Source organism: Aminobacter sp. P9b, from assembly GCF_045345995.1.
Lineage (GTDB): Bacteria > Pseudomonadota > Alphaproteobacteria > Rhizobiales > Rhizobiaceae > Aminobacter > Aminobacter niigataensis.
Window position 1 is genome coordinate 2,773,701 of record NZ_CP150082.1, and the last position, 13,096, is coordinate 2,786,796.

The 13,096-nt window shown below is 63.1% G+C and carries 9 protein-coding genes and 1 pseudogene; 5 read left to right on the forward strand and 5 right to left on the reverse strand.

Annotated elements, in window-relative coordinates:
• Positions 1–42 precede the first annotated feature (42 nt).
• From WHT83_RS13585 to WHT83_RS13605, 5 genes are all read right to left on the reverse strand, one after another.
• Positions 43–1,203, reverse strand: coding sequence for a PotD/PotF family extracellular solute-binding protein (locus WHT83_RS13585; protein ID WP_406871458.1), 1,161 nt, complete (start codon positions 1,201–1,203; stop codon positions 43–45).
• A 51-nt stretch (positions 1,204–1,254) separates the two neighbouring features.
• Entirely contained in the window at positions 1,255–2,349 is a 1,095-nt protein-coding gene (locus tag WHT83_RS13590) for an ABC transporter ATP-binding protein (RefSeq protein WP_183261925.1), read from the reverse strand.
• A 3-nt stretch (positions 2,350–2,352) separates the two neighbouring features.
• The gene (locus WHT83_RS13595) at positions 2,353–4,407 is read right to left on the reverse strand and encodes a hydantoinase/oxoprolinase family protein (RefSeq protein WP_406871459.1); all 2,055 of its coding nucleotides are present in this window, start codon (positions 4,405–4,407) and stop codon (positions 2,353–2,355) included.
• Positions 4,404–6,086 carry a hydantoinase B/oxoprolinase family protein gene (locus tag WHT83_RS13600; protein ID WP_406871460.1) on the reverse strand — a complete coding sequence of 561 codons (1,683 nt, stop codon included), beginning with the start codon at positions 6,084–6,086 and terminating at the stop codon, positions 4,404–4,406. Before WHT83_RS13600 ends, WHT83_RS13595 begins: the two co-directional genes overlap by 4 nt.
• Positions 6,087–6,223: 137 nt before the next feature.
• Positions 6,224–8,428: a LuxR C-terminal-related transcriptional regulator gene (locus tag WHT83_RS13605; protein WP_406873978.1), complete on the reverse strand. Its 2,205-nt coding sequence runs from the start codon at positions 8,426–8,428 to the stop codon at positions 6,224–6,226.
• Between WHT83_RS13605 and WHT83_RS13610 the strand changes: the two genes are divergently transcribed.
• From WHT83_RS13610 to WHT83_RS13630, 5 genes and pseudogenes are all read left to right on the forward strand, one after another.
• Positions 8,396–9,073: a hypothetical protein gene (locus tag WHT83_RS13610; protein ID WP_406874056.1), complete on the forward strand. Its 678-nt coding sequence runs from the start codon at positions 8,396–8,398 to the stop codon at positions 9,071–9,073. The two genes, WHT83_RS13605 and WHT83_RS13610, sit on opposite strands and share 33 nt — an antisense overlap.
• A gap of 151 nt (positions 9,074–9,224) precedes the next feature.
• A pseudogene (locus tag WHT83_RS13615) lies at positions 9,225–9,319 on the forward strand (IS5/IS1182 family transposase); the annotation flags it as partial.
• Positions 9,320–9,439: 120 nt separating this feature from the next.
• Positions 9,440–10,228, forward strand: a complete 789-nt coding sequence (locus WHT83_RS13620; RefSeq protein WP_406871461.1) for a citryl-CoA lyase — start codon at positions 9,440–9,442, stop codon at positions 10,226–10,228.
• 3 nt (positions 10,229–10,231) lie between these two features.
• Entirely contained in the window at positions 10,232–11,533 is a 1,302-nt protein-coding gene (locus WHT83_RS13625; protein WP_108608517.1) for a phenylacetate--CoA ligase family protein, read from the forward strand.
• A 72-nt stretch (positions 11,534–11,605) separates the two neighbouring features.
• Complete coding sequence (locus WHT83_RS13630; protein WP_318761985.1) at positions 11,606–12,889, forward strand: cystathionine gamma-synthase family protein; 1,284 nt, start codon at positions 11,606–11,608, stop codon at positions 12,887–12,889.
• Positions 12,890–13,096 lie beyond the last annotated feature (207 nt).

Below are 13,096 nucleotides of genomic sequence, written 5' to 3' on the forward strand. Positions count from 1 at the left end.
TGCGGTGGGAGCGCGAACCGCTCCCGCCGCTGTTGGTCGCAATCAGGCGTTACGCAGCTTCTGCCACCATTCTTCGTAGAGCTGGAAATTGTCCGGCCGGGTATTCTGCCAGGCGACCTTGCCGCTGAACTTGGCCTTGACGTGCTCTGCCAGCGCCTTGACCTTCGCCGGGTCGAATTCGCTTGCGTGCGCCTCGGCGTAGGCGACATTGCGATCGCTGGGCACGACGTAACCGCGCTGTTCGCCAAGCGTACAGCCATAGAACCCGTCGAACAGCCAGTTCGCGAACTTGTGGGCGTCATCGCCTAGGCCACGGTCGACCGCACCCTTGAGCAGCACCAGGTTGTTGCCCCAGCCTTCGTAGCCTTCGACGGGCGCAGCATACTCGACCTGCAGGCCGCGCTTGCGACCTTCATAGACGATGGGCTCCCACCCAGTCATCGCGAGCACTTCGCCGTCGCCGACGAGCTGTACGCCCTGTTCCCAGCCGCTCCAGAAGGTGCGGAACTGGCCGTCCCGCTTGTGCTTGATGAGGAACTCCATCACCAGGCCAAGCTCGTCCGCGGTCAGGTTGCCTGGATTGCCGATCTTCTGGTTTTCTGACTCCTTCAGATACATGGCGGCAAAGACCGCGCTGTTGATCCAGGCGTCTTCCATCGCCACCTGGCCCTTCAGCTTCGGATCGAAGATGACGCCATAGCTGTCGACCTTGCCCAGCTTGTCGGGGCGATAGATGATCGAGTCTGCGTTGATGACAGCCGGCAGGCCATACTGCTTTCCGTCATGGTGCAGGTAGGGAATATCCTTCGCCCATTGCCAGACGTTTTCGTAGTTGGGGATCTTCGACATATCCCAGGGAACGATTGCGCCCTGGACCGCCAGTTCCTTCTCGGCCCCACCCTGCAGGCCGCCGATATCGAAGAGGTCGTTGGCGTTGCCGGCGACCAGGCGGGCGACCGCCGGACCCGGGTCGTTGCCATTGTCGGTGAAGGCGACGTTCAGGCCCGCGTCGTCGGCTGCCCGAGACCAGGCATCGCCGACGTCGAGCGTGCCGGTCGCCCAGAATGCCAGATCGCTCGCAGCCAGTGCCGCCATTGGCCGAAACAGGGTTCCGCCCGCCAGTGCCGCACCGCCAGCCCCGAGGGTCTTGAGCAACTGGCGGCGGTTGAAGTTGCTCGACATCGCATTGTTCAAAGGATTCATGTGATTTGTCATCGTGTTACCCCTTCTTTTTATGAGATTTCTTCAGGATGATCAGGTGTCACGGTTCGGCGCAGTTCCCGATGCGGGCACGGGTACCAAGGCGCCGCCGGCGAATTCGAGCCGCACTGGATTGCCCGGTTCGGGCCAGGCGTCGGCGAACTCGACCGGGATCTCGGCGTCGAGCTTCTGGCCGTCGCCAAGTTCGAGATAGAAGTCGAAGAACCGGCCTCGAAACTGGCGCCCGGCCACCGTAGCTCTGAGTGAACTGCCGGGCGCTGCATGCCCGTTCGCGAGCGAAATTCGGTCGGGACGAACCGCCAGGAGTCCCATTTCCCCAACGTCGCGAGCGCCTGGCAGAACCAGCCGCTCACCGGCTATGATGGCGACCGTGTCGCCGCCGCTGCGTTCCAGCCTTTCGGGCTTGAGGACGCGTTCCATGCCAACGAAACGTGCGACGAAATCATTGGCGGGATTGGCAAAGAAGTCGGCCGGCCGTCCCACCTGCTCGATCCTGCCCTTGTGCATGATGGCCATGCGGTCGCTGAGGCTCAGCGCCTCGTCCTGATTGTGGGTGACCAGCACGAAGGTCGACCCGGTCCGCTGATGCAGCCTGCCGAACTCGTCGCGCATCTGCTGGCGCAGCCTTTCGTCGAGCCCGGTCAAGGGCTCGTCGAGAAGCAGGATGCCCGGCTCCATGACAAGTGCGCGCGCCAGGGCGACCCGTTGCCGCTGTCCACCAGAGAGAACATTGACGTTGCGCTCGGCAAATCCTGCCAGATCGACCAAAGCGAGCGTGCTGTCTACGCGCTTCTTGCGTTCAGAGGCGGCTACGCCCTTCACCTTCAGTCCGTAGGCGACGTTCTCTCCCACTGTCATGTGAGGAAACAGGGCGAGATCCTGGAAGACGGTGTTTGACGGGCGGCGGTTTGCCGGCATGTCGGTGACGTCCTGGCCATCGAACAGGACCCGCCCGGTGGTGGGACGGTCAAAGCCGCCGATCAGCTTTAGTAGCGTACTTTTTCCGGAGCCCGACGAACCGAGCAATGTGAAGAATTCGCCGGCCCCGATCTTTATACCCACGCGCTCCAGGGCTTTGACGGTGCCAAAGGTCCTGGTTACGTTGTCAATTCCAATCGCGATGGCCATGGGCTAGCGGACCTCTTCCGTGATTACCATGATGCCCCGGTCAGTGATTTCCAGGACTTGCCCTGCATGAACAAGCGTTGTCGTGGTTGGCTCCTCGACAAGCAGCGGGCCACTTAGCCGCTCGCCGCAGGGCAGACCGTTACGATCATAGACAGCGCAGAATTTCCAGCCGCCATCGTTGCCGAAATAGACTTTGCGTTCGCCCTTGCGCGCCTTGGCGACAGTACGACCATTATCGTCGATCAGAGGGCAGTCGATGACATTGCCGGCAATCTCGGCCTGAAGATGCAGGTTCGTCACCTCGATGCGTGCATCGGGCAGGCGGAACGAGTAGGCGGTCTCGTGAGCAAGATGGAAGGCCTCGGCGAAATCGACGAGTTGCATCGACGGCGAGAACCGCGTCGACACGCTATGCTCCTGTCCGCGATAGCGCATTTCGACGGTGTAGCTGAAGGCGATGTCGCCCTTGCCGTCGAGATCGAAATAGGACAGTGCCTCATCTTCCATGCCGGTGAACAGGTCGGCCAGTTCGCCAAGCGACGAGGCGGCCAGCGGCGAGAACCAGGTTTTGCGAATGTCCGCGCGCGGATGGGCTGCCAGCATGCCCCAGGCCGAGAAGATGCCCGAATGCGGTGGGATGATGATCGACTTGGCGTTGAGTTCGCGGCCGAGGCGGGCGCCCAGCATCGGCCCGGCGCCGCCGCTTACGATCAGCGCAAGGTCGCGCGGATCGTGGCCGCGCTGGACGGTGACCAGTTTCAGGGCGTTGATCATGTTGGATTCGGCGACGTCGATGATGGCCTGGGCAGCGTCGTCGACGGACAGACCGAGCGGTCCGGCCAGCCTGGTGATGGCCTGGCGCGCGAGTTCGACGTCGAGGGTCATCGCGCCTTCGGCAAATGCGGCAGGATCAAGCAGTCCGATGGCCACCTTGGCGTCAGTGACCGTCGGTTCGGTTCCGCCAAGCCCGTAGCAGGCCGGTCCGGGCGAAGACCCGGCACTTTTCGGTCCCACCCGCAGGCCGCCGGCGGCGTCGATCCATGCGATCGAGCCTCCGCCCGAGCCGATCTCGACGATGTCGACCACCGGCACCTGGACCGGATAGCCGGGGAAGGTGCGGGCCCACTCCAACTTGTATTCGGCGTCGAGATTTGGCTTGCCGTCGCGAATGAGCGTGCATTTTGCCGTCGTGCCGCCAACGTCCAGATAAAGGACATCCTTTTCGCCGAGGATCGCGCCGATCCTGGCGGCGCCAGCTGCACCGCCCGAAGGGCCGGATTCGACAAGGGTCAGCGGACTGGCGACGGCTTGCGAGAACGTCGCGACTCCGCCATTCGACAGCATCGCATAATAGGCTGAGTACACGCCCTTGGCGGCAAGCGCCTTTTCGAGATTGGCGAAATAGCGCTGTATGATCGGCTGTACATAGGCGTTGAGGGCAACGGTGTTGGTGCGCTCATATTCGCGCCATTGGCGCGAGATCTCGTAGCTGGCGCAGACGGTGACGCCCGGCAGCAGGTCGCGCAGCAGCGCTGCGCAGCGCTTCTCGTGATCCGGGTGGGCGTAGCTGTGCAGGAAGATGACCGCTACGGCCTCAACTCCCTCGTCCTGAAACAGGCGCGCGGCCTGGCGAACATCGTCCTCGTTGAGCGGTTCGATGATCCTTCCGTCCGCGCCGACCCGTTCGCGGACCTCTGTACGCAGCTTCCTGGGGATGAACGGTTCGGGGCTGTGGAACTGGAGATTGTAGAGGTCGGGGCGGTTGCCGCGGCCGATCTCGAGGACGTCGCGAAACCCGGCAGTGGTCACCAGGGCGGTCCTGACGCCCTTGCGTTCGGTGATCGCGTTGATCACCGTCGTTCCGCCATGGGCAAAGAACCGGACCTTGTCGGGGTCCAGGCCGCCGGCACTCTCTGCGCGGTCGATCACGTCGAGCACGCCGATGGACTGGTCCTGGGGTGTGGTCAGGCTCTTCGAGGTGAATACCTTGCCCGTCTTCTCGTCATATCCAACGAGATCGGTGAAGGTGCCGCCGACATCGGTTGCAAGTCTGATCATTTCGTCGTCGTGCCCCGGTGGTTGTATTCCGATGCCGCGCGTTCCGCGCTGATGTAGCCGGCGCGGATGTCTTCGGCGATCGCATCCTTGCTTCTCTTGGTTGGATCGCCCCAGCCGCCGCCGCCGCCAGTGGCGATGCGCAGCAAGTCGCCTTTGACGACGCGGCGGTGAGACAGGCGCCCATAGGAGGTGGTGTTCGCCGCCTCCTTGTCCACGACATCGAGCCGGTTGAGACTGCCCGCGCCGCCGCCGTCCATGCCCCAGGGCGGCGTCCTCGAGCGGCCGAAGCCGCTGTGGATGTCGGCCTCTCCGGACAGGATCTCGTATTCGCGCACGACCCCGAAGCCGCCGCGCCACTGGCCTGCGCCGGCTCCGCCCTCGACATTGAGCGCGTAGCGCCGAACGTGGAGCGGAAATTTGGCTTCGATCAGCTCCACCGAGTAATTGTAGGTATCGCCGTCGGTCAGGGCGATCACCGCGCTGGCGCCGTCGCGACCGGGCGCGCCACCCCAGCCGCCATGCTGCGGCTCGATGTGGATGAACTCTTCGCCGTCGGCGGTCCGGCCATTGATGTATGTCACGCACAGGCTGGAATAGGAGCCGGCGGAGAAACGTTCCGGCATCAGCGGTGCAAGCGCCTTCCATACCAGTTCGGAGGCATGGACGGAGCCTTCGTAGTACCAGCCTGTCGGCGAGGGTTTCTGCGCCGTGAAGACCGTTCCATTGGGAGCGATCACCGAAAGTGGCCGGAACCACCCTTCATTGGACGGCTCCTGTGGCGCCACGAGCGCCTTGAAGATGGTCTTCACTGCCGAGCTGAGTGCCCCGCGCGCGCAGTTGATCGGGCCTGCCGCGGCTGGTGGGCAGCCAGTGAAATCCACCTCCATGCGGCCGCCCTCGATTCGGATGGCGACCTTCACTTCGATGGGGTCGGTGGTAATGCCATCGCCATCGATGATGTCGGTTGCCTCGTAGATGCCGTCCGGCAGTGCCGCTATGACGTCCTGGCTACGCCGCTCGCTGACGTCGAGGAGGTGGTCGAAGGCGTCCTGGATCGTGGCCGCACCGTACTTTTCGACCATCTCCAGGATGCGGCGCTCGGCGATGCGCACAGTGGCAAGCTGCGCATTGAGGTCGCCCAACGCCACTTCCGGAAGGCGGACATTCTCGCTGATGATACGGACCATGTCAGGCAGCAGCTTGTCGTCGCGGGCAATGCGGACGCAGGGCAGGCGAAGGCCCTCCTGGAAAACCGAATTGGCGTCCGGCGGCAGGCTGCCGGGCACCGCACCGCCGACGTCCAGCCAGTGGGCGACATTGATGGCAAATGCAATGATGCGGCCTTCGGCAAAGATCGGTCGCATGATCGCCAGGTCGCAGGAATGCGTACCCCCGGCATAGGGGTCGTTGGTGACCAGCACGTCGCCCGGCGCCATGTCGTCGGCGAACCGCTCGACCAGGCTGCGAACCTGGGTGGCGAAGGTGCCGGTGAACAGCGTGATGCCGTTGGTCTGGGCGATCAGGTCGCAGTCGCGGGTGCAGATGCCACAGGCGAAATCCAGTACCTCGTAGATGACGGGGCTCATGCTGGTCCGCGCCATCACGATGCCCATCTCGTCGACCATCGACAGTAGCTTGCCCTGGATGATCTCCTGGGTCACGGGATCGACGGTTCGCACCTGCTGCTCCATTCCGCACCTTTATGACTGCAGCGCGTGTATCTGCTGCCCATGCGGAAAGGTTGCATCGTGGAACGGACTTGCATACCCGACCGATCGGGTGGGCAGGCTGATTGGGTGCCTACCCAAAATGACGGTTAGGCTAATAGTCCTAGCTCTCGCGCGACCGAGATGGCCGCAGTGCGCGAGTGGACATTGAGCTTTGAGAAGACATTTCGGACGTGAAACTTCACGGTGTTTTCGCTGACGTCCATATGCCTCGCTATCTCCTTGTTGGAGAAGCCGCCGCAGATCAATGAAATGACCTTCAGTTCCTGCTGGGTCAGCGTATGCGGTGCGCTCGAGGAATCCGCCGCCGTTTCTGCCGAACCTTCTCTTGGAACTGACGCATCTGCCGGCGCAAAGATCTGGCCGACGCGCCGGGCGATAAGGCTGTCAGGGCCGGCTTCCTGCGCGCGCCGGCGCAGCAAGGCGAGCATGTCGGGACCCTCCTCGAAAAAGGCCGCGCGATAGGTTGCGCTGGGCAGGGTCAGTAGGATTTCGTCTAGCACGGAAGCGGTGCGTTCTACCTTGCCGGTCTTCATGCCGGCCAGCACCGCCAGCAGGCGCATCCGGAGCATTCTCGGCACACTGAAGGGACGTTCCTGGGCCACCTCCAGGCGCTGCAGCATGTCGAGTGCGCGCTCCGTCTGGCCTTCCTGTATCCAGATCCGTACCCACAGCGTTGCGGGTACCTCGCCGCGTAGCCGGAACGAAAGCCGGTTGCGCTCGATGTCGAACGCCGTTTCCGCGCCGAGATCGAAACGGTCGGCGAAACGCTTTGCGCCCTGGATGTCGCCGAAGTGGATGATCGAGCGCATCTGCTCTCGTGCTACCAGCCTTTGCAGGCGAGGAAAGCCACGGCGCTGTGCGGTGCGCCTTGCCTGTTCGAGCACGGCGTCCACGCCGTCAAAATCGTTCCTGACCATTCTTGCGCGAATGCGGGACAGATAGGCTGCGGCCAACAGGTCGAACCAACAGTCGTTCTTCTCCAGATGCGGCAGCGACCATTCGAGGATGCGCTCGGCGCCATCATGAAGACCACGCTCCGATAGCGTCTCGGCCAGCAGGACCTGGGCGATCGCGTCGAGGTCGCAACCCTTGCCAATGGCGTTCTGCGCGTCGCTGGCCAGGCGCTCGTAGGCCGCACTCGCGCCTTCCATGTCGCCGCGAAAGAACTGTGCCTGCCCGACATGGACATGGAGATGCATCGCCCCGAAAAGCGCTCCTGCCTGGGTAAAGGACTGGATCGCCAGGTTGCCGTGGCGCTCGGCGCGCTCGAACTCGCTGCGCTCCAGATATTGGAAGCACAGCAGATTGTAGGTCAGTGCGCGCTGCACGGGTTCCACCAGTTCGAGCAGCGTGAGATCGCGCTCGAGTAGCGACAGGTCGAGGGCTTCGATGCGGTCATCCCGGTACAGCGCCATGAGTGCCCCGATAAGGCGGACCTCGTTGACCAGGATATTGTCGGAACGGTCGATGGTCCGATCGACCAACTCGAAATAATGAGTCGCCAGTGCCAGGTTCCCGCCCTTGGCCGCGGCGACGGCCAGTCCGAGAAAGCTGCGTGGAAACTTTGCGGCTTCCGGTTCGGGCAGCACCGCCGCCAGCGCATGAAACTGCTGCAGCAGCCCGCGGGCGCCGGCATAGACCTGTCGCCATCCCCCCGCGTTTTCGGAGAATTCCCCGGCAAGGCGGAAGTCTTCCGCATGCAAGGCGTGGCGGATGGCACTCGCCCAGTCGCGCCGGGCTGCATACCAGTGCGCGGCACTGCGCCTGATCTGGTTGACATCCAGCCCGCGCGCGAGGGCTTCCTGCATGAGGTATTCCTGAAACACCGCATGCAGTTTGAACTGCTTGTGCCCATCATCGAACGCCTCGATCGGCAAGCCGCCGATTGCGATGTCGGAGGTCAGTTCGGCGGCGGCCGCAGGGCTGACGACCGCGCTCGCCAGCTCGGCGCTGAAATAGGGCAGGGCCGCAACGCCGACCAGCGCCGACTGCATATGGACTGAGAGCGACGAAAAGACCTGTTCGGACAGGTAGCGTGCCATATCCAACTGGGTGCCGCTGAATTCAAGCAGGTCCCTGTCGGTCACGGCCCCGTCGCGCAACAGCACGCGCGCAAGCTGCAGTGCCACGGCCCAGCCCTGGGTCTTCTGGACCAGGGCCTCGATCTGCGATTTATCGAGCTTTACCCCGGCCATGGCGAGCAGGTTCTGAGCCTCTCCGGGCGAGAAACGCAGATCGCTGGCCTTCAGATAGGTGAGTTGGCCATTCAGCTGCATCGCCGAGATCGCCAACCTCGGCTCCGACCTGGAGATGATCAGCAGCCTGAGGTTTCGTGCCTGCGGCGAAAACAGGAGCCGCGCCAGCGTCGCGTCGTTTTCATCGCTCTGGGCGAAATGATAGTCGTCGAGGAACAGGTACAGGGGGCGGCGCAGCCGTTGCAACTGGGTCAGGATGACGCCCAGAACATGCTGCTGCGACAGACTGGAATAATCCTGCGCCGCAGCGGGGAAGACGTGTGCTGCGGTGAGAACTCCGAGCAGTCCGAGGAGGAAGTGGGTGCCGTCGCGATCGTCGCCATCCAGCGCGGCCCAGGCTGCCTGGTGGCCTTGTTTGCGCAGATCCTCGTAACGCTGGTTCATCAACGAGGACTTGCCGAAGCCGGCAGGTGCTATGACCAGCGTCAGGCGCCGGTCGCCGGCATCGTCGAGCAGCCTCAGCGTCCGGACGCGCCTGACCTGCGCCATGCGCGCATCGGCCTCACCTTCAGAGATGCGCTTGGGCGCCACCATTCTGTCAGAATCCAGGATCAATCAACATGCCGATATCATGAGCCGCGCGAACATGTACACCTTGAGGCCATCCGGGGGCAGCCTATGTGCCATCTGCGAGGCGGTGACCCGGCCGACCATGCGCTTCGTGCCGGTGAAGACGCCTGAGCACGCTTGTCATCGCCCGCCGGCTTGCCACTATCGCCCATGCCGACCGCATTCAAAACGCTTCACCATCGCAAAACAAGGCGGCACCCAGCACGCCACCAACCACGCCGGGGCCGGTGGATGATGCCAGCGGCGCGCTCAGTAGTCCTCTCGATGCCGCAGGCTGACCAAGGACTTCGAGAACCTCTCACATAACGCGCTCGCCTTCCTCAACTGGCGTCCATTCGCCTCATGCTCGGAAGGCTTTGCTTTTCCGAAGATCGCCGCCGTCACTGCCTGTGCGCCGTCCGCTGTTGTGTGATCTCCATCGTCAGTCTAGCATCCGAGTGCCACAGATACTGAACCGTTCCGACGGAAACGCAGCCCATGCAGATCGGTAACGCGCGCACAGCCACCACTGAAATCTGTATTGCGGCAGCAGACGCAGTCGAAGTGCGAGGCAGGGATCTCTGCGGCGATCTTATGGGTCGGCTGAGCTTCACTGCGTATTTCTATCTGCTCTTGACCGGGCGCGAGCCGACTGAAGATCAGCGCTACTTCCTGGACCTCTTGCTCGTTGCGATCGCCGAACACGGGATGATGCCCACTGTCCAGGCGGCGCGGATGACTCTCGCCTCCGATCCCAATGCACTACAGGGCGCGTTGGCCGCGGGTGTTCTCGGCTGCGGCCCCGTAATCCTTGGTACCTCCGAACTCTGCGGCGCGCTTCTCCTAAAGGCGCGTGCCCGGGTGACCGAGGGCGGGGATGCCGACGAGGTCGTCCTGGAGTTGGCTCGTGAAATCCGTGAAGCGGGCGGAAAGGCGCCGGGCTTCGGGCATCCCGTGCATCGGCCGCTCGACCCGCGCGCCGAGCGCATCCTGGATCTTGCCGACCAGCGCGGCGTCAGCGGCCCGCATGTCGATCTGGCGCGGCGCATGCGCGAAGCGGTGGCGCAGGTATGGGGGAAGCAGCTCGTCTTGAACGTCTCGATGCCGATTGCCGCAGTCCTGCTCGATCTCGACTTCCCTCCCGCATTTCTCAAGGCGATCCCGCTGCTTGCCCGCACCGGCGGCCTCCTTGCTCATCTTGCGGAAGAACAGCAAAACCCCATCGGCTTTGTCCTCGCCGGCCATGCGGAAGCGGCCGTTTCCTACGGTGCCAATAACAGGACCTGAGCCATGTTCGACCCGGAGGTGGAAACCAACCCCTGGCGCGATCAGGTCAGGCAGGACGACGCTCAGTACCGCCGGCAGGTCGGATATCTCCTCGCCCACTCGGCCTTCTACCACAGCAAGCTGAAGCAGGCCGGCTTTGCCACCGCGGAAGAGATCGGCGGTCTGGATTCGATCGAGAAGCTGCCGTTCACCGAGAAGGACGAGATCAGGGCGTCATGCAGCGAGAATCATCCGATCGGCACGCATCTGGCGGTCCGCAGGGAAGAGATCGTGCGCATCTTCTCTACAAGCGGCACAACCGGTACTCCCAGCTACATTCCTCTCACGGCGCAGGATCTCGAAAACTGGGTCGTGACCTCAGCCCGGAGCTATTCGGCTTCGGGCATCAGCCCGGGCGAAGCGATCGTCTCGACCTACAATGCCGGACCTTTCGTGGCGGGCGCGGCGCTCGGCGCCTTCGACCGGCTCGGCATGACCCACGTTCCCGTCGGTACGGGCAATACCGAGCGCCTGATAACCGCCATCCGCCTCCTGAAGCCGGCGGCGGTGGTGATGACGCCCTCCTACGCGGCCTACCTCGCAGAATGGGCGGAAGAGAGGCGCTTCGACCTCAAGGGCTCCAGCGTGAAGCGCGTTCTGGTCGCTGGCGAGCCCGGCGGCGGCGAACCGGCCCTGCGCGCGCGCCTCGAAGAGGCATGGCGCGCCAAGGTGACGGAGGCCATGGGGATCGGCGACATCGGGGTTTCGCTGTGGGGCGAATGCGAAGAGCAATGCGGCATGCATCTCGGCGGCCGCGGCTTCGTCCATCCCGAGCTGGTCGATCCGGAAAGCGGCGCACCGATTGCAATGGAGGACGGTGCGCGCGGCGAACTTGTATTGACCCATCTGCGCCATCAGGCTGCGCCGCTGCTGCGGTTCCGGACGCGCGATCATGTCCAGGTCTGGAGTTCGCCCTGCCGGTGCGGCCGCACCGCGCCTCGGGTCCGCTGCATCGGCCGCACTGACGACATGCTTCTCGTGCGCGGCGTCAATGTTTTCCCATCGGCCATTCGCGAGGTGGTCAATCAGTTCATGCCGGAGGTGAGTGGCATGATCCTGGTCAAGCCGCAGGACCCGGGCGTACGGCAAGAACCACCTGTGCCGGTGGTGGTCGAACTGGCGAAGGATTCCGCTGCCGATCCGGAACTTGCAGCGAGAATTCAGAAGCGGTTCCGCGATATGCTCGTCTTCACCGCGCAGGTCGATCTGGTGCCGTGGGGCACGCTCCAGCGCAGCGAATACAAGTCAAAGCTAGTTCAGCGCTAGACGCAACTGCGGAAGAGAATCGACGCGAAGGATACGGCAAACCCACATTGCCTCTCAAACCGGGGGATCATCATGACTGCGCCCAGACCGTCCAAGACACACATCGGAAACCATCGGCTGCATCCGGAAACGTTAATGCTGAGCTACGGCTTTGATCCGCAACTGTCGGAAGGAGCGGTGAAGCCGCCGGTGTTTCTCACCTCGACCTTCGTGTTCAAATCAGCCGAAGAGGGGCGCGATTTCTTCGATTTCGTCTCCGGCCGCAAGGAGCCGCCAAGCGGAATCGGAGCCGGACTCGTCTACTCGCGCTTCAATCATCCCAACAGCGAAATCGTCGAGGATCGCCTGGCAATCTATGAAGGTGCGGAGGCCTGTATCCTGTTCTCGTCCGGCATGTCGGCTATCGCAACCACCTTGCTGGCCTTCGCGCGCCCGGGTGATGCCATCGTGCATTCACAGCCGCTTTATGGCGGCACCGAAACGTTGTTTGCCAAGACGCTGGCCAATTTCGGCATTGGCTCTGTGGGTTTTTCCGACGGTGTTGATGAAACCGCCATTCGCGCTGCTGCCGATGAAGGCTGCGAGCGAGGCCGCGTCTCAGTGATCTTTATCGAAACGCCCTCGAATCCGACCAACACGTTGGTCGATTTTCTGGCTGTCGGCCGCATCGCCGATGAGATCGCCGCCAAACAGGGCCATCGCCCGGTCATCGTGTGCGACAACACGTTGCTCGGACCGGTGTTCCAGCGTCCACTCGACCACGGTGTCGACATTTCGGTCTATTCCCTGACCAAATATGTCGGCGGCCATTCCGATCTGATCGCCGGCGCGGCCCTCGGCAGCAAGGCCATCACCAAACCGATCAAGGCACTCAGAGGAGCGATTGGTACACAACTTGATCCCCATTCTTGCTGGATGCTCGGCCGCTCGCTGGAAACTCTGAGCATTCGCATGGAGAAGGCCAACGCCAACGCCCGCATCGCCGCCGAATTCCTGGCCGAGCATCCTAAGGTCGCAAGGGTGGCCTATCTGCCGTTCCTCGGCGAAGACACCCCGGCTGCACATGCCTTCAGAACGCAATGCACAGGCGCCGGGTCGACGTTCTCGTTCGACATTGTCGGTGGTCAGGCCGCAGCATTCGCCTTTCTCAACGCCTTGCAGATTTTCAAGCTTGCGGTCAGCCTCGGCGGCACAGAATCGCTGGCGAGCCACCCAGCCGCTATGACCCATTCCGGTGTGCCCAGAGACGTCCGGGAACGGATAGGCGTTCTTGACTCGACAATAAGGCTGTCGATCGGCGTCGAGCATCCCGACGACCTTGTCGCCGACCTCGCGCAGGCGTTAGCTGACGCCTGACGTGTTACCAAAGCGCGGCATCGACGCGCTGGACAAGCAAGCCGCCAATCTCCGCGCCAGCGCGTAACAGCAGCACTTGCTCGACGCTTATTCCCCCGGACTGCTGCCCGAAGCACTGGATCGCGGAGTGTGCCCCTACGTTTGGCAGAGCGGTCCAGCGCATCGATCTCGTCGCGCATGGCGTCGATCTCGAGCGCAAAGATCTTG

What these genes read in the sequence shown, in the direction of transcription:
- WHT83_RS13625 (WP_108608517.1), top strand. Translation starts at nt 10,232, where the DNA reads ATGTTCGACCCGGAGGTGGAAACCAACCCCTGGCGCGATCAGGTCAGG.
- WHT83_RS13620 (WP_406871461.1), top strand. Translation starts at nt 9,440, where the DNA reads ATGCAGATCGGTAACGCGCGCACAGCCACCACTGAAATCTGTATTGCG.
- WHT83_RS13595 (WP_406871459.1), bottom strand. Translation starts at nt 4,407, where the DNA reads ATGATCAGACTTGCAACCGATGTCGGCGGCACCTTCACCGATCTCGTT.
- WHT83_RS13590 (WP_183261925.1), bottom strand. Translation starts at nt 2,349, where the DNA reads ATGGCCATCGCGATTGGAATTGACAACGTAACCAGGACCTTTGGCACC.
- WHT83_RS13630 (WP_318761985.1), top strand. Translation starts at nt 11,606, where the DNA reads ATGACTGCGCCCAGACCGTCCAAGACACACATCGGAAACCATCGGCTG.
- WHT83_RS13585 (WP_406871458.1), bottom strand. Translation starts at nt 1,203, where the DNA reads ATGAATCCTTTGAACAATGCGATGTCGAGCAACTTCAACCGCCGCCAG.